Raw genomic sequence first — 20,728 nt, 5'->3', positions numbered from 1 at the left:
AATGCTTTCGTTGTTCTTTTATCTTAGTATACCGATAAAATCTAGTGGCATTGTTTACATGCCAAATGGCCCTCTTAAAAAGGCCTTTTATCATTTAAAAAGTATCTCTCTGGAAGCTACAACCCCTATAATTCCTATACAAGTTAATACCCTAGACCTATGGATTTTGCGCCTTATGGAAGGGTTGCATATATGGCAAAAACCCAAGAGTGGTTATATCGCTATTTCTATTAAAGAACACAATCAAATTAGAAAAGGGGATTTTTTACATGCCCTCAGCGTTTCTAAGCCTGTGTATAGAGACATTACCCTAATCCCCGGAGAAACCCTTTATTTTTTTATCCGCGATTTAGCCCGAATTTTTTATTTAAAGGTGGAGGATTTAAAGCAGGCTTACAACACACCCTATCAAGAAGCGGGTATCATTCCAGATACCTACCGCTTTAGTTTAGGCATTTCAGCCCAGAATCTAATGCACTATTTACTCCAACATGCCCACACATACTACCAAAATCTTAGCATACAACTACTAGGCCGCTATGATGTCAAAGAGTGGCAAAAAACCCTCATCATTGCCTCTATTATCCAAAAAGAAGCGGCGAATGCTTCTGAAATGCCTTTAATTTCTGGGGTAATTGTTAATCGCTTAAAAAAGGGCATGCCCTTACAAATGGATGGGAGTTTAAATTATGGCAAATATTCCCACACAAAAGTTACACATGCGCGTATTTTAGAGGATACTAGCGATTATAACACCTACAAGCATAAGGGATTACCCAAAGTGCCTATTGGCAGTGTAGGATTAGAGGCCATTAAGGCCGCTTTATTTCCCGCTAACACAAAATTTTTATACTTTGTAAAAACCAAAGAGGGAACACATAAATTTAGCCAATATTACCAAGAACATGTGCGTTCTATCCATAGCTATTAGCAGATGTGCATTTAAAATGATAAAAGAGCGCCTTATATTAGTTATGATTTAGAAATTTAATGCTAGTATCACGCCGTTTTACTCTGGTTAAAATCATGGTTTCAAGGAGTTTTAAGATGTCTAAAATGAAAGCGCCTGAGGGTGTACCTGTTTGGGTAAATGAGCAGCGCTGTAAAGGCTGCGATCTATGCGTATCAGTGTGTCCAGCGGGGGTTTTAGGAATGGGGGTTAAGCCCACGCATGTTTTAGGGAAAGTGGCTAAGGTGGCTTATCCGGAGAGCTGTATTGGTTGTTATAAGTGTGAGCTGGGTTGTCCAGATTTTGCCATTTATGTAGCTGAAAAGGGAGATTTTAAGTTTGCTAAGGTGTCTAAAGAGGCAGAATTAAGAGGGGAAAAAGTGCGGGCTAATCATTACATGCTTTTAGCAGAGGCTTTAGCAGAAGGGAGAGGAAAATGAGAGAGGTGATCTCAGATGGCAATGATTTAGTTGCACAGGGCGCTATTGATGCGGGTTGTCGCTTTTTTGGGGGCTATCCTATCACGCCTAGCTCAGATATTATGCATGCCATGAGTACGCTTTTACCTGCGCATGCAGGGCATTTTATCCAAATGGAGGATGAAATCGGGGGGATTTCTGTAGCTTTAGGGGCTAGCATGAGTGGGGTTAAATCCATGACAGCTAGTTCAGGTCCGGGGATTTCTCTTAAGGTAGAGCAAATGGGCTATGCTTTCATGACAGAAACGCCCCTTGTAATTGTAGATGTGATGCGATCAGGCCCTTCTACTGGCATGCCAACAAGAGTAGCACAAGGCGATGTGGACTTTTTAAAACACCCCATTCACGGGGATTTTAAGGCCGTAGCTTTAGCCCCGGGAAATTTAGAGGAAACCTATACAGAAACTGTCCGTGCTTTTAATCTCTCTGAAATGCTCATGACACCTGTTTTTTTACTGCTAGATGAAACGGTGGGGCATATGTATGGCCGTGTGCGTTTGCCAGATTTAGAGGAAGTGCAAAAAAGCGTGGTGGATCGGCGCGTTTTTAAAGGCGATCCTAAAGAATACCAACCTTATGGCGTACCCCAAGATGAGCCGGCTATTTTAAACCCCTTCTTTCAAGGCTATCGCTACCACATTACAGGGCTTCACCATGGGCCCATTGGCTTTCCTACTGAGGATGCTAAAATAGGCGGGGCTCTTATGGATCGCTTGTTTAATAAGATCGATTCTAAGTTAGATACCATAAGCCATAATGAGGAAATAGACATAGAAGGGGCTGAGATTTTAATTATTGGCTATGGCTCAACTACTCTAGCTATCAAAGACGCGCTTAGAGAACTTCAAGCAGAAAATTACCCTAAAAAAGTAGGCCTTTTTAGGCCTTTAACTCTATGGCCTAGCCCTAAAAAGCGCTTAGAGGAACTGGGTAAAAAGTTTGATAAAATCTTAGTGGTGGAGCTTAATAAGGGGCAGTATTTACACGAGATCGAGCATAGCATGGGCAAAAGAGTACATAGTTTGCTACAAGCCAACGGACGCCCCATCTCCCCACGACAAATTATTTCTAAAATCAAGGAGTTTTAGATGGCATTTAATTATGATGAATATTTGCGGGTAGATAAAACACCCACTTTATGGTGTTGGGGTTGCGGGGATGGGGTGATTTTAAAGTGTATTATCCGTGCTATGGATAATTTGGGCTGGAATATGGATGATGTGTGCCTTGTTAGTGGCATTGGCTGTAGTGGGCGCATGAGTTCTTATGTGAATTGTAATACCGTGCACACCACACATGGGCGCGCTTTGGCCTATGCTACCGGTATTAAAATGGCTAATCCAAGTAAGCATGTGGTGGTGGTTTCAGGCGATGGGGATAGCTTTGCTATTGGGGGTAATCACACCATCCATGCCTGTAGGCGCAATATTGATCTAAATTTGGTGCTAGTTAATAACTTTATCTATGGCCTGACTAATTCACAAACCTCCCCAACAACACCAAATGGCATGTGGACAGTAACGGCTCAAGGGGGCAATATTGATAACCACTTTGATCCATGCCAAATTACAATGGCAGCAGGGGCAACTTTTGTGGCTAGGGAGAGTGTATTAGATCCTAAAAAATTAGAGCGGGTTTTAAGTGAGGGCTTTAACCATAAAGGCTTTAGTTTTATTGATGTACACAGTAATTGTCATATTAATTTAGGGCGTAAAAACAAAATGGGCGAGGCAGCACAAACCCTTAATTGGATACAATCTCGTTTGGTAAGCCAGCGCAAGTATGAGGAATTAACACCGGAAGAAAGGGAGGATAAATACCCCGTAGGTGTTTTAAAACATGACACCAGCAAAATGGAGTACTGCCAAGCTTACCAAGGTGTGATTGATAAAGCCCTTTCTAAAAAGAAAGTTTAAAGGAGTGAGCATGGAAACACAATTGCGTTTTACCGGTGTAGGGGGTCAAGGGGTGCTTTTAGCAGGAGAAATTTTAGCAGAGGCTAAAATTGAAGCCGGAGGTTTTGGCACTAAAACCTCCACCTACACCAGCCAAGTACGCGGAGGGCCTACTAAGGTAGACATCATTTTAGATAATAAAGAGATCATTTACCCTTACGCTAGAGAGGGTGAGATTGATTTTATGCTCTCAGTGGCACAAAGCAGTTATCAGATTTTTAAAGGCGATGTGAAAGAGGGGGGGATTGTGGTAGTTGATCCACACTTAGTCAGCCCCACCCCAGAAGATGAGGCTAAATTTAAGCTTTATAAAATCCCCATTATCACCATTGCTAAAGAGGAAGTGGGCAATATCATCACCCAGTCTGTGGTGGCTCTGGCTATCACTGTGGTTTTAACCCAGTGTGTTGATCGCGAAGATGTGATTAAAACCATGATCTCTAAAGTACCAGCTAAGGTGGTGGAGCTTAACAAAAAAGCCTTTGAAATTGGGGAAGCCCACGCCCATAAAGTTTTAGAAGACAGAAAAATTTCTTAATCCATGAAAATTTTTTAGTCCATGTTAGATTCGGCAAGCCTTTTAAAGGCAGCCTCTGAGCACAAAACCCCTTTTTATCTTTACGATTTGCAAGGGGTAACACAGGCATTTTTAGACTTTAAAGAGGCTTTTAAAGGGCATAAATCTTTAATCTGCTATGCCCTTAAGGCTAATTCTAATCTGAAAATTTTACAAACTCTAGCAAAAGAGGGAGCGGGAGCGGATTGTGTGTCTCTTTATGAAGTACAAAGAGCGCTTTTAGCCGGTATTCCAGCCTACAAGATTATTTTTAGTGGGGCGGGTAAATTAGAGGAGGAGATTAAAGAAGCCCTACGGCTTAAGATTTTATTTTTAAATGTAGAATCTTTTGCAGAACTCAAACGAATCGAACAAATTGCCTCCAAGCAAAAAACCCCCGCCCGTATTTCTGTGCGGCTTAACCCCAATATTGATGCCATCACCCACCCCTACATCTCTACCGGCCTTTTTGAAAATAAATTTGGGGTAGAGGAGAAAGAGGCGGTGCAGATGTTTATGTTTGCCAAACAATCCCCCTTTTTAGAACCTGTAGGTTTACATTGCCACATTGGATCGCAACTTAATAATTTAGAACCCCTTAAAGAGGCATGTAGGAAACTAGCAGATTTGGCGCGTTTTTTGATCGCTAGCGGCATAGATTTAAAGTTTTTAGATGTAGGCGGGGGGCTTGGGGTGGATTATAGCCAAGAGCAAGATCAAACAACTATCGCCCTTAATGATTATAGTGAGGCAATCAAACAGGCTTTTAAGGGGCTAGATTGTACTACCATTTGTGAGCCGGGTCGGCGCATTATAGCCCCTAATGGGGTTTTAATCACGCGCGTGCAATATATCAAACACAGAGCGCATAAATGCTTTGCTATTGTAGATGCAGGCATGAATGATTTTTTGCGCCCCGCACTTTATCAAGCCAGCCACCCTATCAAGGTGCTTAAAGAGCAAACTTCCACACAAAAAACCTATGACATCGTAGGGCCTGTGTGTGAGAGCGCGGATTGTTTTGCTAAATCAATGCTTTTACCAGAAATGCAAGAAGGGGATTTAATTGCTTTTTATCAAGCGGGGGCCTATGGATCAAGCATGGCTAGCCGTTATAATAGCCGCCCGCAAATTTTAGAGCTAGGAATCACAAAGGAGGGTATTGCAGTTTTAAGAGAACGGGAGGATTTTTTAGATTTAATCTTACATGAGTTAGGCGCTTTAGAGGGGGGTGAGATTACTAAACAGCGTGTTTATATTGATAGTTTAGATCGTAAAATTAGCGCGCTTTTGCATGCTCGCTTTGCTTGCACTTACCAAATTGCCAAGCAAAAGCATAAACAGGGTATGAGCATTTATAACCCCGTGCGCGAAAATGCAATTTTTAATCAGGTGGGTAAGGATTTAGAGAGTATTTATACTGAAATTTTAGGGGTTTCCAGAAGCCTTGTTAGCGTAGAAAAAATAGGCTTAAGCGGGCTTGTAGATGATGCGCGCATGGTTTTTGGCAGGCGCGCTCAAGTTTTAAAGTTAAATCCGGAGGAGCTTTTTAAAACTATAGAAGCGCGCAGGGTGGATTTTGGTTTTTATGCGTTAGAAAAAGAGAATTTAGCAAAACTTGTTACAGAGTTGATTTACCAGCGCCTTAAAATTGTGCATAGCTTTATTTTAAACCAGCGCTGGTATTTTGTACTTGGAAGAGGGGATTTTTCTAATCCTTCTTCTGATTCTAGCCGGTGCGCGCTATGGTTTGCTAGCCAAGAAGAGCAAATCCAGCCCTTTTTAAAGACTTTAGAGGTTTTTGAATTTCTAGCCACAAAAGAGGGGGTTTTAGTAGAGATAAACGCTTTAGCTTTGCATAAATTGCCCACACCCGCGCCTATTTTACTGGGTAATTATTCTAGTACACGGAGAGAACTTGCACTTTAAACCCATTTGCTTAGAGGATAAAAGCGTAGTAGATGCCTTTTTAAAGCAAGATGATTTTTTAATTGCCGATGTGAATTTTACCAATCTTTATTTGTGGCGCTTGGCTCGAGAAATTAGCCTTTGCATGGCGCATGGTTGTTTGCTGATTCGCACGCAATATCCCCAAGAAAAACCCTTTTATTTCTACCCAATTGGAGCGGGCGATAAAAGGGCAGTGCTTGAGGAGCTACTCCATACAGAGGAGGCGCTAGAGATACGGGCTTTACAAGAGAAACACAAGCAGGAATTAGAAAGCTTTTTTCCCGGGGTTTTTGGTTTTCAAGCACAGCGCGATCGCTTTGATTATATCTACAGCGTATCAGAGCTTATTAGCCTGCAGGGTAAGAAATTTCATAAAAAGAAAAACCACCTCAACGCCTTTTTAAAAAGCTACCCACATTTTACCTACAAGCCCCTTTTGGTCAGCAATATCTCTAAAGTTCAAGAGGCTTTGCAAAGTTGGCATGCTCTAGATAATCCTAATGATATGGGGTTAGAATATGAATATCAAGGGATTTTAGAGGTTTTAGCTGTTTATGAGCAATTACATTTGCAGGGGGGGGTGATTTTTTTAGAGGAGCGCGTGGTAAGCTTTAGTTTTGGGGAGAAAATCCAAGAAAAAGTAGCGGTGATTCACATTGAAAAGGCAGACCCAGAAATACGCGGGGCTTATCAGATGATTAACCAACAACTACTCAAAAATGCCTTTGCAGATTGTGAGTTGGTAAACCGCGAGGAGGATTTAGGCATTGAAGGCCTGAGGCAGGCAAAAATGGGCTATCATCCCTTATTTTTATTAGAAAAATACCACGCCTTAAAACACTGATTGCCCGTTGGTTGTTTTTAAAAGAGTAGGATAGGGCTAACTCAAATAAGGAGTTAAACATGGATTTACTAGTTTATCATCTAAAACAAGAAGACTTCCAAAAATTCCAAGACGCAGTTGCCCCTTTTGGGGTTGAAATCTCTGTTCTTCCAAAAGCAAAGAATGTGCCACGGGCATCTGTATTGCAACGGCTTTCCAAAGAGCCTGTTAAAGTCCGTTTACCTCTTGCAGGGGGGGCATTATCTACCCATCTAGGCGAGACACACACTTATAAAGCCCATTCTTGTAATTCCTACCATAACCCACTCAACACCCACAGGCAAAGCCATAACCGCCAAATCAAAGGCGATGATTCTTCTCGTGTAACTAATAAGCCTTGGCGCCATTATAATACAAGGTCTGATTCTGGTTTTGATATGGACATTTAACGCGGAAGTTTAGAGCCATTTTTCTAAAATCTGTATAGCTTCTGTGTGTTTTTTGCTATCACCTTCATAGGTCTGGTAGCGCTTAATTGCCTCTGTATAGAGATTCTTAGCCTTCTCTAAATCTAGGGGTACGCCTAGTCCTGTTTCATACATTTCCCCTAAAGCGTAAAATTCATAGCCAAAGTCGTTTTCATTAAGAGCAATGCAACGGAAGTAAGCAAAGGCTTGCAAATAAGCTTGCACCATATGGGGCGCGCCTTGTTGATCGCCGTTGTACTGGTTGAATAAATCTAGCAAAGCATCATCGCTTAGTTGAACGGGTAAATTAGGTAAATTCTCTAACATGGCCATCCTTATTTTAGTTTAAAGAGAAAGTTTTCTCCCTGTTTTAGAGAGGGTTTTTTTCAGATAAAGGTGCAAATAAGCTTTAGTAACTTCTAACTTAGCCTCTTTGAGTTTATTTTGATAATACAACACTTTTTGTACATCTCTAGCCACCCCATTTCCCATTTCATAAGCCCCAATTAATTTATTAAGCGCATGGATATAAATCCACTGGGTTTTAAAAGCCACTTGAATGATCCCCTCATAACAAGATAAAGCCTTTTGTTCATCTTGAGCCACCCCCTGCCCTCTTTCATACATCTGCGCTAAGCGGTAAAAAACCTGCCCGTTACGCCAATCCCCTAAGATAATTTGTTTATACAAGGAAAAAGCCTTAAGGTAGTCTTGCACATTATGCGGGGAAAAGACATGCCCTTTTGTATGCCGTTTCCCACACCCATTATAAGTATTAAACATCTCTAAAAGAGCCGCATCACTTAAATTTAAATCACCTAGACCCATGCATATCCTTTTGATATACTCCCCATAGAACTAGCGGATTGAGAGGATCATCTCTGGTAGCTAAACCGGTCTAGCGCCTCTACTCCAAGATGAGCCCTTACTCTGGCAATTGTAGCATAAAACCTTTAGCAGTCGTCTTAATCGTTTTGCTAAGCTTGCGGGCTTTAGCGGGGGATAATAACCGCTCATTCTAATCCAATCTTAAAGCCCCTTGCACTTAAGCCAAGCTAGAATAGATGCTAATACTTCTTTTCTATCCGGTTCATCTAAAATTTTATGCCGATCGCGATCAAAGAGGCGCAGGCTAACATCTGTAAAACCCTGCTTTTTTAAACATTCTCTAGCCTTAATCACCCCCACCCCAAAATTCCCACATAAATCATCTAGCCCGCTAACTAAAAGAATAGGCACATCTTTAGGCCCATAAGCATGGGTATAAAACACTTTATAAGCACCCTCTACTAGGCAAGTAAAACTATTGGTGCTAAAGTAAAAGTGGCATGCTGGATCGCTGCGCATAATTCTTAGGGTTTGGACATTACGGCTAATCCAAGAGCCTCCCATAGCCCGCACGCGGGGGTGCAGATGAAATAGCGTATTAATATCCCATTTAAAAGAAATGTTTAATGCCCTTAAAATTTTAAGAGCCCATGCACATAAACCTAATCCTAAAAAGGGCGCAGGAGTACCGGCTAATACAAGCGCATGGATAGGGTGGTAATTGTGTTGTATGAATCGTCTAGCCAGCAATGAGCCCATGCTATGGCCTAATAAAACATGTTTATAACCTTTGCAGATACTTTGAATATGGCTTGCTAATTTTGCCATGTCTTTTGCTGCTTGCTCAAAGCCATCCACCCCCATCTCCCCCCAATAAATTTCACTCCCATGTTCAAGTACACTTAAACCATGCCCTCTATGATCGTAGATAAACACACTATAGCCATGCTGGCATAATTCAGTGGCCAGCCAAATATAATGCCTTTTGTGTTCAACCATACCCGTAGCAATTTGAATCACCACACCCTTAGGCTTTTTGGGTTTGTAATAATCAAAATACAATTCCAGATAAGAAGGGTTTGTACTACTAATGCGTTGATTCTTGAATATTTGCATGCTTTTCCTTCAAGACAAACGCAAATGTTTATAATCTGTGGGGATACAGTGATCAGCACAGCTAATAAATTCGCTATATAACCCGTGTTTAAAGCCTATTTCAAAGAGTTTATCAATGCCTGCTTGTTGTCTAGGGCTTAGTGAACAAGCGCTTTCATTGGCATACATCTTTAAATAGGTGTTTAATTGATCCTTTTCTACCCGCAATAAATGCCGCTCTAAAAGCATTTGTGAAAGTAAATTTTGGTGCTTAAGGGCGATTTTTATCGCCTTGCTTAAAGCCTCTTGCATCAAAATTGCCTGTAAAAGCGGAATAGACCGGCGCAAGATCATACAACCAAGCGGCAAAGGCAAGGTAGAATCACTTAGCGCGCACCAGATCTCCCACATTTCTTTTTCTACTACTAAATCTGCATGGAAATCTAAAATACTTTCATGGATTAAAACCCCCGCATCTACCTCTGAGTTAAGCACCGCCTGTTCAATCTCTAAAAAGTTTTTATACACGATACGCGCTTGTGGGTAATAAAGTCTAAAGAGCATGGCATTAGTGGTATAACGCCCGCTCAAAGCCACTTTAAAATTCTTTTTTAGGGGTTTGTTTTTAAGGCGCACTAGCTTAGGCCCATAGCCCTCTCCAAAGCTAGTGGCACACTCTAAAAGAGCGTATTGATCTTTAATTAGCGGATAGAGGGCAAAGCTCACTGCACTAATAGCATGCGTGCCTTTAAGTGCCTCTGTATTGAGAGTTTGAATGTCTAGGGCGTGGTGAGTGAAGGGTTTAGGGAAGTCAACCCAGCCAAATGCTAGGGCATAAAACATAAAAACATCATCTGCATCTGGGCTATGGGCAATGCTAAGCATTTAAAACTCCTGCTTTTCAAACATTCTAGCTTATTTTATTAAAAGATCGCCCACTTAAAGACTACAAAGCTAAATTTAAAAAGCATTGCCAGCGCTAGCCCATAAATTAGGCTAGAAACAAACTAAAACTTAAAAGAGATAGGCATACGAAATATAGATATTAGCGCTTTTTGCTGTTTTGTTTAAGATCACTTTTGTGGTATTAGCTTGCATGGATAAATTGCGGGTGATGAGAGGGTTTTTGACCCCGATTTTAAAGATATTATGCGATCGTTGGAAACGCAACCCCCAATTAAAAAGCACATTATACCCTCGTGTGCGCGCTAAGGGGGTCTCTTTCATGTCTAAATAATAATAATTGCCCACCCCAGCAATTCCGGCAAATAAACCTGCAAACCATTTTTGTTGTCCTTTAGCAACAAGCATATCATAAATTAAATCTGCTCCAATTCCCCATGAAACCCCCTGCAATGCTTTAAAATTATCTAGCCGTTTTAAAAGCGGGCTGTTTAGATAGTTATATGTTGTGTTGATATAGGCATCAAAACCAAAATGGCGGCTAAAGAAATACTGGTATCCAACGCCTATGCTAGCATTCCAATTAACATTACCAAAAGGGCGTGAAAGACTATTAATGGTATTACTTAGAGGCGCAAGACTGATTAAAGCCTGCATAGGTGTGAGGTTATGCTGTTGGTTTGCTTTAGTTTGATCGGAAGTAATTGTGCTAGCTTGAGTATGATAAGTTAAACCTAAGGTTGGGGGAGTTACATTTTTTAGGCCGTAGCTACTAGGAGAGGTAATAGTGGCAATCCCGATAGAATCGTTATAGATCTTAAGCAATTCGAGCTCTTGGCTTGTGTTATTACTTGCCAAAAGCTGACTACCAACTTTACTAAACCACTCATAAATCTCTGCAAGTTGTGCAACAGAAATACCACTAGGCGTTTTACCGTTAAACATCTCACCGCGTAAAGTAGTAAAGCATGAGCTAATACCAGAACTGCTCTTTAAATTGCATGTTTTAACCTCATTATCTGCATCTGAAATAGCCTTACTATATTGATCTTGTGAAATCACAAGCGCACTTGCTGGATTACTAAGGAAATTTTTAATATCGTTGTTAAGAATGTTATAAGAAGTGGTAATTAGCGTTGTAATATCTTGCTTGAGTTGTGAAGTTTGAGGTGTCTCTCCGGCGTTACATTTAGAGACACCAATACAAGAGCTCGTATCCTCTTTTAATTTACTTATGGTTGACTGAGCCGTGTTATACGCGCTTTTCTCTGTAGAAAGCTTGCTATTGTATTGCTCAATTTGTGATTCTAAAGAGCTATCTACACTTTTTAGACTTTCTAAAACCTGCTGGTAAGCTGATAAAATCTGCTGATTAGAGGATTTATCCTGCGAATCTTGTGAAGAGGCGATTAACTTTTGTAGTAAGCTAATTTCATTAGCAATTTGACTCTCTAGGGTTTTTATTTCTTCTAAAGTGGTTTTCGCATCAATAGGGCCGCTAATCTCTGAAACATTTTTTGTTGTGCCAACTTGGGCTGCTGTGCTATTTAGGCTGGTGAGTTTAGCAATTAATTCTTGGAGGTGTGCTTTGATATTATTTTGTAGGCTTGTGCTATGAATCATAACTGGAGGGCTAGGGGTTTGAGAGGCAACCGCCATGTTTTGTGCTCCCGCACTTCCTTCAAGATAAAACCCATTTCTCACATCTGCACACAGAGAAGACAAAGAGGCGCATAGCACCAAACTACACTGAAAGCCTAATTTTTGATTATTTTTTCGCATGGAGCTCCTTTATAAGTAAGAATAGTATTTTGCTTAATGTTATCTTAATGTTATCTTAATGTTATCTTAATGTTATCTTAATGTTATCTTAATGTTATCTTAATGTTATCTTAATGTTATCTTAATGTTATCTTAAAATCCATATGATCGTTAAAAAAATCCCATTGGTGCGCGTTTTCTAAAAAATAACTTTATAGACTTGTTTTTTAGGTTAAAACTGAGGGTTTGGGGAGGAAAGGGTTAATGTTTGAAATAGCTTATCAAAATCTTAAGATTTCTAGGATCATCGCAAAAATAAGATAAATAATCCTCTAAATCTGTGTAACTTGTGGATAAAAATCTTTCTCTTTTCTCTAAAAAGCAAATCAATATCGTGGGTAAGATAGATAAAATCGCTAGCTTCTTTGCTATTTTTAAAGATTTGTACACACAGGTTATCAAAAGCATTTTTAAGATTGGCATACTTTCCTCACTCTGTGATGTAAGAATCAATTAGTTTATCATTAATCCTTGATAAATATGAAATTTCCAAACTGGATATTCATGCTCTGCAAAAGCCCACCTAGAACACGATATTTTGTCGGGATAAAATGGATTTTATTTTTATATATTGCAGTTTAGGTATTTTTAAATGGGCGTTATGTAGGATTTCTAAAACACTAGAATAAATCAAGCTTTGGATTTTATCTTGCATCTATTTTGTGATAACAATAGCGCAACTGGTTTAAAGGGATAAATTGCATGCCATCTTTGATATAAAAATAATCCCAGCCGTTATGATTAATCTTGTTTAAAATCTTAGCGCTCATTTTATGAATAGATAACACCTGTCCACTTGCATCACAAACTTTCCCATTTGCTAAAACTTGGCATTTTTCTTGGTAGTCTGGAGAATATAACTTATCCCCAATTGTTAAATGCCCTGTATCTATTAAGACTTTCATAGACACCTTAGGGGGCTTTTTCTCTAATTCTAAATAAGCCATTGCATCTTGACTAATCGTTATCTTTTCTATTCTTTTTTGTGCGGCTTTAATATAAATTTCATTTTTTTCAATGCCTAAAAAAGAACGGCCTAACTTTTTAGCCATAGCCCCTGTAGTTCCCGTGCCAAAAAAGGGATCTAAGATGAGATCATGGGGTTTTGTTGCCATTAAAATGAGTTTTTCTAAGAGTTTTTCAGGTTTTTGGGTGGGGTGTAATTTATTGCCCTCTTGGTTTTTCAGCCGTTCACTCCCTGTACATATTGGAATAGCCCACACCGATTTTTCTTGCTTATTCTGGTTTAAAGACTTTAAAGTTTTATAATTAAAGGTAAAAGAGGCTTTTTTATCTTTAGCACACCATAAAATAATTTCATGGGCATTACAAAGCCTGCTTCCTGTAAAATTAGGCACGGGGTTAGTTTTATGCCAAATGATGTCATTAATGATCCAAAAGCCTAAATTTTGCATTAAATAGCCCAAGCGGTAGATATTTTGAAACGATCCAATCACACAAATACTTCCCCTATTTTTTAAGAGCCGTTGGCATTGAGTAAGCCAGAGATAAGAAAAATCATCATAATGGGCAAAGTTCTTAAATTGATCCCAATCCTCTTGCACTCCTTCAAATCTAGCCCCACCTACACGCAAAAGCTCGCCCTGTGTTTGCATAAAATAGGGCGGGTCTGCAAAAATAAAATCTACACTCTGGCTTGGCAAATCTTTTAAAATATCTAAACAATTACCCTGTAAAATGGTGTTAATTTGCAAAAACTCTCCTCAAAATAGGCAATTGTAGCTTTGTGGAGGGCTATAACTCCACTTCTAAATTAATGCGTAGTAAAATCTCATTACCTACCATGCTTTCTGCTATATCTTTTCCAATCCCAAAATCTTTTCTATTAATACTCCCCTGTAACTCTAACCCGTAAATTTCTTTAGAATCCATCAGATTTTTACCGGGCCCAACAATTTTACCCTTTAAAGTGATGGTTTTTTCTACATCTTTTAATTTAAGCTTAGCCTGTATCTGTAAAATACCCCCGCTTTTTTGCTGGATAGAAATCGCCTTTAAAGTGCCTTGTGGGAAACGGGTAGCATCAAAAAAATCAGATGATCGTAAACGGGTATCCCGGTCATTATCTTTTGTAGAAATGCTTTTAATCTGCACCACCCCCTCTAAAGCCTTGAGTTTGCCTTTTTCAATTTCTGCTTTCCCGCTAAAATTTGAAAAATTCCCCTCTACTTTAGCCACCAACATATGCCTAACCTCAAACCCAGCATTAGAATGGCTCACATCTACGCTATAAGTTGCGGCACTTAAAAATCCGGCTAAAACAAGACTAATTAATGAAAAACGCATGCAAATCCTTTTCTTAGAGTTAAGGGGGAATGATAAGTAAACAAGCTTGAATGTTGGCTAAAATTGTAATCAGCGTATCTGTATTCTTATCACGTCTAAGCAAGTGGTGTTAAAATGTGGAGCGTCTTTAATATTTTCTAAAACACAAGGGTAAGCATGGGTATTTTAAGCAGTTGGGAGGCATTACAGGCTCTTAATTGGAAAAAGGTGAGAGTGGGGGATTTGTTTGAGCCGGAGAATGGAGATTTTGATATACAGAAAAGACACTTGAACAACGAAGGACATTTTGTTGTTAGTGCAGGAGTTGAAAATTATGGGGTTATTGGTAAAACAAATATCAAGGCCAAAATTCTACCCAAAAACACGCTGACTTGCGATATGTTTGGGAATGTATTTTATCGGAGTTGTGAGTATAAGATGGTTACTCATGCGAGGGTTATGTGTTTACATTTTCTCAGAGGAGTACTAACAAGAGAATTGGGCTTGTTTTTTGTAGGGATTATGAAACACCTTAAGCGGATATTTTCTTTTGGCAATATGGCAACATGGAGTAAAATTAAACACCTTGAAGTCATGTTACCCCACCTCCCAACCGGAGAGATTGCCTTTAAAGCTATGGAAGTCTTTATTAGAGAAATCCAGGCGGAGCGCCTGAGAGAAATCCAGGCGTATCTCAAAGTAACCGGATTAGAAAACACCACTTTAACAAAAGAAGAAGAAGATGGGAATAATCTTACTTCTAAGCGCTTAGAGTGGAGGGAGTTTAGGGTAGGGGAGTTGTTTGAAATTAGCGGGAGTAAAACTACTCCCAAATTACAATTAGAAAAATATGGAAAAGGCGACTATCCCTATATAACTACCCAAGCTACCAATAATGGCATTGCAGGATATTATAACTTTTGGACAGAAAAAGGAAATTGTTTAACCATTGATAGTGCCGTGCTGGGCACTTGCTTTTATCAAGCCAAAAATTTTAGTGCCAGCGATCATGTAGAAATTTTGCGCCCTAAGTTTAATCCTTTTAACCGCTATATTGCGCTGTATTTTGTAACAGCCTTAAACCGCTTAAGTCTGTGTTATGGTTATTCTTATGCCCACAAGCGATCGCAAAGAGCCTTAAAAGAAGAAATTTGCCCCCTACCTATCAGCAAAAATGGCACAATCGCCTTTGATCTGATAAAACACTTTATCAAAGCCTTAGAAAAACAACGGATAGAAAAAGTTAAAGAGCTATGGGAGGAAAAATTAGAGAGTTATACGCGGGTAATAGATCAATAAACTTAAATTTAAGGGGTGTTTAACCTTTATTTAAAAGGTGTTTAACTCCACTTAAATGAGAGTGTGGTTAAAAATTTTAAAACATTGCTAAGAGGTTTATCACTGAAAATACAGCGAACTCTAAACGCGCGTTTCTTTTAATCTCTTTTGTAAAATCTGTTTTAACTGAGTTTAGTTAATGTAGAAATTTCTATGCTAGTATAAATCCCTACACATCATTTAAGGAGTAAACATGCCTCTTGTTAATATTAAAGTTGCTAAAGAAGCCACTCCTCTTAATGCTAAGGAAAAAAAGGCTTTAATTGAAGGGGCTACGGATTTGTTGGTTAATATTCTTGGAAAACCAAAGGCAAGAACTTTTGTGATTGTTGAAGAGATCGATCCAGATAGTTATGGTTTTGGAGGCGAAAGCATTACAGAGGTTAGGAAAAAATCTTAAGACTTCCTGATTATGTTTAATGTAAAAATTTTTGGCTTTTTTAGTGGGTTTTCTGTGTTAGAATCTTCATATCATTTTTAAGGAGCGAGCATGCCTCTTGTCAATATTAAGCTTACACGCGAGTCTACCCCTCTGAGTGTAGAGAATAAAAAAGCTTTAATTGAAGGGTATACGGATTTGTTAGTTAATGTACTTGGTAAAAAGAGAGCAAGAACCGTGGTGATTATTGAGGAGGTTGATACAGATGACTGGGGCATTGGAGGCCAAAGCGTTACAGAGCTTAAGTAAATCTTAAGGTTTTGCTGTATTAAATTCAAAGATCGTTTTGGCTTTCTTAATGTTTTCAAAGGGCAGATCTTCTAGCCCTTCTGCACACTGCAATAAAATACTAGAGCCGTTTACAGCCTGTATCACACCTTTTAAGCGGGTATTTTCTATAGTTTTACACTCCACTAAATCCCCAATGGAGAGTTTAAAATGCTTGAGTTTACTCAAACTGCGCTCTAATCCTATAGAACTAACCTCTAGCGTATAGGCATTTTTAAAGGGGGCGTGCACATCTAAAAGAGGAGAGATGAGCAAACTCGCCTCCTCACAGATGTCTAAACTTGTAGGGCCTTCTAGCGCCTTAATGCTGATACGCAAAATATCTCTTTTATTCTCCTTTAAAAAAGCCACATCATAGAGCGCACAACCCATACCCTTAAGCGTTGTCTCTAAGAGATTTTCTAGTTCTGTGTTGTCCATTGTGAACCTATGCGGGCAAAAAGATCGTCTAGTCTTTGTGCTTGTTCTAACTGGGTGTCAAATTCAAAGGCTAATTGCGGGCATTTAAACCACCCACTCACCTGTAAAACATGGGCGCGAAGTATTGGTGTCGCTTTTTTAAGCGCCTTGAGTAATACGCCCCTTTGCTTTGTATCTATAAACGAGCCATCTACATAAATCACAGCGTGGTATTTGCCCCTAGAGCAGTGTACCGCTGTGAGGGTGAGGTTACTTAATTCTGGATTATCTAGAGTACCTAAGGCCTCCTGCAGGTATTCAAGTAATCTTGCATCTAATCTTTTTGCATGTACACTCATTACAGCGCCCTTGTCTTTTTAATTTCTCTAAAGCTTTCAAAAACATCGCCTACTTGCACATCGTTAAAGTGCTCGAGCATAATCCCACACTCATAACCCTTACTTACTTCCTGCGCATCGTCTTTAAAACGCTTAAGCGAGATAATTTTGCCCACATGCACCACCACGCCCTCGCGGATTAAACGCACTTTAATCCCCTTATTAATCACCCCATCAACGACCATACACCCAGCCACCGTGCCCACTTTAGGAATCACAAAAGTTTCGCGTACTTGTGCTTGGCCTGTATCCTCCTCCTCAATTACCGGACTCATAAGCCCGCTTACAAGTGCTTTCATATCATCTAGTAGGCTATAAATCACGCTATAGGTTTTAATCTCTACGCGTAACTCCTTAGCTTTAGTGCGGACATTGCCCGTTGGGCGGATATTAAAACCTAGCACGAGGGCATGTTCGTTATTGGCTATTAAACTGAGATCATTTTCGCTAATCCCTCCCACGCCCGCGCTTAAAATCTGAATACCCACCTCCTCATTATTAAGGGCTAGTAGACTTTGTTTGATCGCCTCTAAACTACCCTGTGTATCGGCTTTAAGCACCACAGGGATATTTTGTAACTCTTTATTAGCCACCATCATCGCTAACTCATCTAGGTGTACTTTAGTACTCTTACTAAGGGCTTTTTGGCGTAGATAGGTTGCTTTTTTGTTGGCTAAAGATCGAGCCGTGTTTTCACTATCCACCGCCATTAAAACCGATCCAGCAGCCGGCACTTCGCTAAGCCCGGTGATAACCGCCATTTCAGAGGGTAAAAGGGCTTTAAGATTTTGCCCTAGATCATCTGTCATCGTGCGCACTTTGCCAAAGGCCACATCGGCCACCACCGCATCGCCTACTTTCAGCGTTCCATTTTGCACAATCACAGTAGCCACCGCTCCGCGCCCTTTCTCCACGCTCCCCTCAAGCACCACAGCCCGCGCACTAGCACTAGGCGCGGCTTTAAGCTCCATGATCTCTGCTTGAATCAAAATGGTTTCTAAAAGCGTGTCTATCCCCTCTCCTGTTTTAGCTGAGATAGGGATAAATTCATACTCCCCGCCCCAATCTCTTGGATTAAAACCTAACTCCGCACACGCAGCCTTGAGTTTATCTACATTGGCGTTTTCTTTATCTATTTTATTCATCGCTACGATAATTTGCACCCCCGCCTCTTTGGCCTGTTTAAAGGCCTCTATGGTTTGAGGTTTAACCCCATCGTCTGCGGCAATCACAATAATAGCGATGTCAGTAACCTGTGCCCCTCGTTTGCGCATTGCACTAAAAGCCTCGTGTCCGGGGGTATCAATAAAGGCAATTTTCTTATCCCCCTTAGTAACCATGTAAGCTCCAATGTGCTGAGTAATTCCTCCGGCTTCACTTCCGGCTACTCTTTGGTTACGGATTTTATCCAGTAAAGAGGTTTTGCCATGATCAACATGCCCCATAATCGTTACTACAGGGGCGCGCTCTGCTAAATCTTGCTCCTGCTCTGTTTGCTCTTCTTCTGTAAAAACCTGCGCACTCTCTATAGCTACCTCTAGCCCAAATTCTTCGGCTAAAATTTCAATAGCATCGCGATCTAAAAAGTCATTTTTAGTAACCATCATGCCTAGATTAAATAGGGTTTTAATCACATCAGCTAGGTTGAGGTTAGCGCTTTCAGCAAATTCATACACCCGCACTTCCTCAGACACAACGATGCTATTTTGCACGCTTTTAGGGGTATTTTCTGGGCGATAGACTCGTCTTTTCTTAGCTGAACGGCGGATTCCCCCCTCACTCATCCAAGGGTTTTTGCGTTGGATTTTAACCCGATCGCTTAAAGGTTTAGGAGCGCTCTCCTCAATCTCCTCCTCATCTTTAACATGGAGATCAAATAGCAGTACCTCATCTTGTTCTTCCTCATAGAGATCGTGAAAACTTCGATCCTGCGCAAAATCAAGTTTTTGTGCCCCCCGTTTGCTCCCCGGTTTAGCCACATTTTTAGGGGGTTTAGTAGATTTCTTAGGTTTGCGCTCCTCTTTAGGCTTAATTGCATTTGTTGTAGCTTTTAGGGCTTCTTGGGCGAGGGCTGCTTCCTCTTGATCGGTGCGCTTAACAATGCGGATACCACGGGTACGCCCTAAAAGAGGGTTGGTTGTGGGAGTAGAGGGAGAGGGTGTTTTTTTAATGGGTGTGTCTTTAGTTTGGGTGGGGTTAATCTTACTTGGAGTACTCTTAGCAGCTTGAGGGGGGTTTTTTTCCTTTTCTTCTACACTAACAACTTCAATACTGCGCTTTTTAACAGGGGCAGCAGGAGTAGGTTTAGTAGGAGAGACTTTAGAAGGCTGTTCTTTTATCTCTTTGGTCTTAGTTTTAGCTTTGGGCTTTTGATCCGCGCTTTCTTCTTGCTTTGTGGGGGCTTTGGATACACGAGGGGCGTTTTTATTGATAATAAAATCATAAAGTTTACCTGCCATCTCTGTATCTAGCTTAGAATTAGCCTTGAGGTTTAAACCCATTTGTTTGGCCTCTTCAATCACCGCTTTTGTATCTGTTCTGCCCAATTCTAAGGCAAATTCTTTTAAGGTAATTTCACTCATATGTCCTGATCTCCTCTAGCCATGCTTGCACATATTTTTTATCCCTAGGGATATTTTTGGCTCTTAATACCTGTTTGAGTATATTTTTATCATTTAAACATGCATGGCACACATAAAAACTACGGCCTCTCCCTGCAAAGGGCACAATGCGCCCCTCTTGCACGCTAAAGCGCAGGAGTTTATCCTGTGCAAAAGAGCCCCGACAGCACACACACATGCGTACCGCATTCTTAGAAAAAAAGCCATCACTCTTCAACCTGTACTCCTTGATTATCAAAGTCTAAAACCACAACCCTAAAATTACCATACTTTTTTTGTAGCTTTGTTTGTAACTTGGCTGCATCTTCTGTATAGCACATGTTAAAAAAAGACGATCCACTCCCTGAAAGCGTACTCATGAGCGCGCCATTTTCTAAAGCTAACTTTTGCACCCCATAAAGCACCGGATAGAGTTTCATGCGTTTATCTTGATGCAATCTATCCTTAGAGGCTAAACGCAAAAGTTCCCATTTTTCTTGCATGAAAATCATTCCCATTAGACTTGATCGGGATAAATTATAAACCACATCAATGTTACTGTAGCGTTTTGGCAAAGCTTGGCGGGCAAATTTAGTAGAAATAGAATGAGCAGGGATCACAACAACGGCTTTAAGATAATTAGGGACAGCTGTGCGGAGGTGGTGGGCTTTTAATTTATTAGAGGTTCTTTCCACAACAGCGACATTAAAACCCCCAAATACAGCGGGAGTTACATTATCTGGATGGGATTCATGCACAAGGCTAGCGTCTAAAATTTCCTCCCTATGCAAACTCCCATGCAAATAATGACTAACAGCGCTCATAGCCCCCACAATAATAGCTGAACTGCTCCCAAGACCTCTGGAAATGGGGATAGAATTATAAAAAGAAAATTCAAAGTTTTCTTGGATTCCTTGTTTTTTTAGGGCTTCTTTAAAAAGTTTCACGAAAATATTATCAACCAAAAATTTAGAAAATCCCTCGCCCTCGCCTTGTATTTTAATGCTTGTATAGATAGAGGGCAATACAGAAAAGCGGTTTCTTAAATCCAAACTCAAACCTAAACAATCAAAGCCCGGACCCAAGTTAGCACTCGTGGCAGGCACGCTAACAACCAATCCACATCCTAAGTTTTCTGCCATTATACCTTAAAT

Annotated in this window: 23 protein-coding genes and 2 pseudogenes; 12 read left to right on the top strand and 13 right to left on the bottom strand. The window is 40.3% G+C overall.

Annotated features, from left to right (window positions below):
- Position 1 precedes the first annotated feature (1 nt).
- The 9 genes and pseudogenes from mltG (at position 2) to G6Q06_RS05300 (ending at position 7,161) form a co-directional block, all read left to right on the top strand.
- Positions 2-931, top strand: coding sequence for an endolytic transglycosylase MltG (gene mltG / locus G6Q06_RS05335; RefSeq protein ID WP_163565934.1), 930 nt, complete (start codon positions 2-4; stop codon positions 929-931).
- A gap of 116 nt (positions 932-1,047) precedes the next feature.
- Positions 1,048-1,389, top strand: a complete 342-nt coding sequence (locus G6Q06_RS05330; protein WP_006564976.1) for a 4Fe-4S dicluster domain-containing protein — start codon at positions 1,048-1,050, stop codon at positions 1,387-1,389.
- Positions 1,386-2,516 (top strand): 2-oxoglutarate synthase subunit alpha, encoded by a 1,131-nt coding sequence (locus G6Q06_RS05325; RefSeq protein WP_163532886.1) that lies wholly within the window; start codon positions 1,386-1,388, stop codon positions 2,514-2,516. The genes G6Q06_RS05330 and G6Q06_RS05325 overlap by 4 nt, the downstream gene beginning before the upstream one ends.
- The gene (locus G6Q06_RS05320; protein ID WP_163532887.1) at positions 2,517-3,344 is read left to right on the top strand and encodes a 2-oxoglutarate ferredoxin oxidoreductase subunit beta; all 828 of its coding nucleotides are present in this window, start codon (positions 2,517-2,519) and stop codon (positions 3,342-3,344) included.
- Between the two features lie 10 nt (positions 3,345-3,354).
- Positions 3,355-3,921, top strand: a complete 567-nt coding sequence (locus G6Q06_RS05315) for a 2-oxoacid:acceptor oxidoreductase family protein (protein ID WP_205426607.1) — start codon at positions 3,355-3,357, stop codon at positions 3,919-3,921.
- A 21-nt stretch (positions 3,922-3,942) separates the two neighbouring features.
- Positions 3,943-5,172: pseudogene (lysA, locus tag G6Q06_RS08805) on the top strand (diaminopimelate decarboxylase); the annotation flags it as partial.
- 3 nt (positions 5,173-5,175) lie between these two features.
- A complete protein-coding gene (locus G6Q06_RS08800) occupies positions 5,176-5,868 on the top strand; it encodes a chorismate mutase (RefSeq protein ID WP_430734578.1) in 693 nt (230 codons plus the stop codon).
- A complete protein-coding gene (locus tag G6Q06_RS05305; protein ID WP_205435898.1) occupies positions 5,858-6,733 on the top strand; it encodes a DUF2156 domain-containing protein in 876 nt (291 codons plus the stop codon). Before G6Q06_RS08800 ends, G6Q06_RS05305 begins: the two co-directional genes overlap by 11 nt.
- Before the next feature lie 59 nt (positions 6,734-6,792).
- The gene (locus G6Q06_RS05300; protein WP_163532890.1) at positions 6,793-7,161 is read left to right on the top strand and encodes a hypothetical protein; all 369 of its coding nucleotides are present in this window, start codon (positions 6,793-6,795) and stop codon (positions 7,159-7,161) included.
- A 9-nt stretch (positions 7,162-7,170) separates the two neighbouring features.
- Here the strand turns inward: G6Q06_RS05300 and G6Q06_RS05295 are convergent, their stop codons facing one another.
- The 8 genes and pseudogenes from G6Q06_RS05295 to G6Q06_RS05260 form a co-directional block, all read right to left on the bottom strand.
- Positions 7,171-7,506, bottom strand: coding sequence for an SEL1-like repeat protein (locus tag G6Q06_RS05295; protein ID WP_163532891.1), 336 nt, complete (start codon positions 7,504-7,506; stop codon positions 7,171-7,173).
- Positions 7,507-7,524: 18 nt separating this feature from the next.
- Complete coding sequence (locus tag G6Q06_RS05290) at positions 7,525-8,007, bottom strand: sel1 repeat family protein (protein WP_163565932.1); 483 nt, start codon at positions 8,005-8,007, stop codon at positions 7,525-7,527.
- Positions 8,008-8,208: 201 nt separating this feature from the next.
- A complete protein-coding gene (locus tag G6Q06_RS05285; protein WP_163565931.1) occupies positions 8,209-9,123 on the bottom strand; it encodes an alpha/beta fold hydrolase in 915 nt (304 codons plus the stop codon).
- Positions 9,124-9,132: 9 nt separating this feature from the next.
- Positions 9,133-9,987: a menaquinone biosynthesis family protein gene (locus G6Q06_RS05280; RefSeq protein WP_163565930.1), complete on the bottom strand. Its 855-nt coding sequence runs from the start codon at positions 9,985-9,987 to the stop codon at positions 9,133-9,135.
- A 129-nt stretch (positions 9,988-10,116) separates the two neighbouring features.
- Positions 10,117-11,787, bottom strand: coding sequence for an outer membrane beta-barrel protein (locus G6Q06_RS05275; RefSeq protein WP_163565929.1), 1,671 nt, complete (start codon positions 11,785-11,787; stop codon positions 10,117-10,119).
- Between the two features lie 211 nt (positions 11,788-11,998).
- Positions 11,999-12,481: pseudogene (locus tag G6Q06_RS08795) on the bottom strand (hypothetical protein).
- Positions 12,471-13,541, bottom strand: a complete 1,071-nt coding sequence (locus G6Q06_RS05265; protein ID WP_163565928.1) for a DNA-methyltransferase — start codon at positions 13,539-13,541, stop codon at positions 12,471-12,473. Before G6Q06_RS05265 ends, G6Q06_RS08795 begins: the two are co-directional and overlap by 11 nt.
- A 40-nt stretch (positions 13,542-13,581) precedes the next feature.
- Positions 13,582-14,133 (bottom strand): YceI family protein, encoded by a 552-nt coding sequence (locus G6Q06_RS05260; RefSeq protein WP_163565927.1) that lies wholly within the window; start codon positions 14,131-14,133, stop codon positions 13,582-13,584.
- A gap of 156 nt (positions 14,134-14,289) precedes the next feature.
- Between G6Q06_RS05260 and G6Q06_RS05255 the strand changes: the two genes are divergently transcribed.
- From G6Q06_RS05255 to G6Q06_RS05245, 3 genes are all read left to right on the top strand, one after another.
- A complete protein-coding gene (locus G6Q06_RS05255; RefSeq protein WP_163565926.1) occupies positions 14,290-15,411 on the top strand; it encodes a restriction endonuclease subunit S in 1,122 nt (373 codons plus the stop codon).
- A gap of 232 nt (positions 15,412-15,643) precedes the next feature.
- A complete protein-coding gene (locus G6Q06_RS05250; RefSeq protein ID WP_163532898.1) occupies positions 15,644-15,850 on the top strand; it encodes a tautomerase family protein in 207 nt (68 codons plus the stop codon).
- Positions 15,851-15,940: 90 nt separating this feature from the next.
- Positions 15,941-16,138 (top strand): tautomerase family protein, encoded by a 198-nt coding sequence (locus tag G6Q06_RS05245; protein ID WP_163532899.1) that lies wholly within the window; start codon positions 15,941-15,943, stop codon positions 16,136-16,138.
- 3 nt (positions 16,139-16,141) lie between these two features.
- On the opposite strand, the gene rimP is transcribed toward G6Q06_RS05245, so the two are convergent.
- Genes rimP through thrB form a run of 5 tightly spaced genes read right to left on the bottom strand, consistent with a single transcriptional unit; the run spans position 16,142 to position 20,692 of the window.
- Positions 16,142-16,597: a ribosome maturation factor RimP gene (gene rimP / locus G6Q06_RS05240; protein ID WP_163535054.1), complete on the bottom strand. Its 456-nt coding sequence runs from the start codon at positions 16,595-16,597 to the stop codon at positions 16,142-16,144.
- Entirely contained in the window at positions 16,579-16,935 is a 357-nt protein-coding gene (gene rbfA / locus G6Q06_RS05235) for a 30S ribosome-binding factor RbfA (RefSeq protein WP_163532901.1), read from the bottom strand. Before rbfA ends, rimP begins: the two co-directional genes overlap by 19 nt.
- Positions 16,935-19,556: a translation initiation factor IF-2 gene (infB, locus tag G6Q06_RS05230; protein ID WP_163565925.1), complete on the bottom strand. Its 2,622-nt coding sequence runs from the start codon at positions 19,554-19,556 to the stop codon at positions 16,935-16,937. The genes rbfA and infB overlap by 1 nt, the downstream gene beginning before the upstream one ends.
- On the bottom strand, positions 19,549-19,812 hold the full coding sequence (locus tag G6Q06_RS05225) for a DUF448 domain-containing protein (protein WP_163532903.1): 264 nt from the start codon (positions 19,810-19,812) through the stop codon (positions 19,549-19,551). The genes infB and G6Q06_RS05225 overlap by 8 nt, the downstream gene beginning before the upstream one ends.
- Positions 19,802-20,692, bottom strand: a complete 891-nt coding sequence (gene thrB / locus G6Q06_RS05220; protein ID WP_163565924.1) for a homoserine kinase — start codon at positions 20,690-20,692, stop codon at positions 19,802-19,804. Before thrB ends, G6Q06_RS05225 begins: the two co-directional genes overlap by 11 nt.
- Between the last annotated feature and the right edge of the window lie 36 nt (positions 20,693-20,728).

Source organism: Helicobacter suis (assembly GCF_902196135.1).
Classification (GTDB): Bacteria; Campylobacterota; Campylobacteria; order Campylobacterales; family Helicobacteraceae; genus Helicobacter; species Helicobacter suis_A.
This window is presented reverse-complemented; position numbering and strand designations above follow the sequence as displayed.

What these genes read in the sequence shown, in the direction of transcription:
- mltG (WP_163565934.1), top strand. Translation starts at nt 2, where the DNA reads ATGCTTTCGTTGTTCTTTTATCTTAGTATACCGATAAAATCTAGTGGC.
- G6Q06_RS05330 (WP_006564976.1), top strand. Translation starts at nt 1,048, where the DNA reads ATGTCTAAAATGAAAGCGCCTGAGGGTGTACCTGTTTGGGTAAATGAG.
- G6Q06_RS05325 (WP_163532886.1), top strand. Translation starts at nt 1,386, where the DNA reads ATGAGAGAGGTGATCTCAGATGGCAATGATTTAGTTGCACAGGGCGCT.
- G6Q06_RS05320 (WP_163532887.1), top strand. Translation starts at nt 2,517, where the DNA reads ATGGCATTTAATTATGATGAATATTTGCGGGTAGATAAAACACCCACT.
- G6Q06_RS05315 (WP_205426607.1), top strand. Translation starts at nt 3,355, where the DNA reads ATGGAAACACAATTGCGTTTTACCGGTGTAGGGGGTCAAGGGGTGCTT.
- G6Q06_RS05300 (WP_163532890.1), top strand. Translation starts at nt 6,793, where the DNA reads ATGGATTTACTAGTTTATCATCTAAAACAAGAAGACTTCCAAAAATTC.
- G6Q06_RS05295 (WP_163532891.1), bottom strand. Translation starts at nt 7,506, where the DNA reads ATGTTAGAGAATTTACCTAATTTACCCGTTCAACTAAGCGATGATGCT.
- G6Q06_RS05290 (WP_163565932.1), bottom strand. Translation starts at nt 8,007, where the DNA reads ATGGGTCTAGGTGATTTAAATTTAAGTGATGCGGCTCTTTTAGAGATG.
- G6Q06_RS05285 (WP_163565931.1), bottom strand. Translation starts at nt 9,123, where the DNA reads ATGCAAATATTCAAGAATCAACGCATTAGTAGTACAAACCCTTCTTAT.
- G6Q06_RS05280 (WP_163565930.1), bottom strand. Translation starts at nt 9,987, where the DNA reads ATGCTTAGCATTGCCCATAGCCCAGATGCAGATGATGTTTTTATGTTT.
- G6Q06_RS05275 (WP_163565929.1), bottom strand. Translation starts at nt 11,787, where the DNA reads ATGCGAAAAAATAATCAAAAATTAGGCTTTCAGTGTAGTTTGGTGCTA.
- G6Q06_RS05260 (WP_163565927.1), bottom strand. Translation starts at nt 14,133, where the DNA reads ATGCGTTTTTCATTAATTAGTCTTGTTTTAGCCGGATTTTTAAGTGCC.
- G6Q06_RS05255 (WP_163565926.1), top strand. Translation starts at nt 14,290, where the DNA reads ATGGGTATTTTAAGCAGTTGGGAGGCATTACAGGCTCTTAATTGGAAA.
- G6Q06_RS05250 (WP_163532898.1), top strand. Translation starts at nt 15,644, where the DNA reads ATGCCTCTTGTTAATATTAAAGTTGCTAAAGAAGCCACTCCTCTTAAT.
- G6Q06_RS05245 (WP_163532899.1), top strand. Translation starts at nt 15,941, where the DNA reads ATGCCTCTTGTCAATATTAAGCTTACACGCGAGTCTACCCCTCTGAGT.
- rimP (WP_163535054.1), bottom strand. Translation starts at nt 16,597, where the DNA reads ATGGACAACACAGAACTAGAAAATCTCTTAGAGACAACGCTTAAGGGT.
- rbfA (WP_163532901.1), bottom strand. Translation starts at nt 16,935, where the DNA reads ATGAGTGTACATGCAAAAAGATTAGATGCAAGATTACTTGAATACCTG.
- infB (WP_163565925.1), bottom strand. Translation starts at nt 19,556, where the DNA reads ATGAGTGAAATTACCTTAAAAGAATTTGCCTTAGAATTGGGCAGAACA.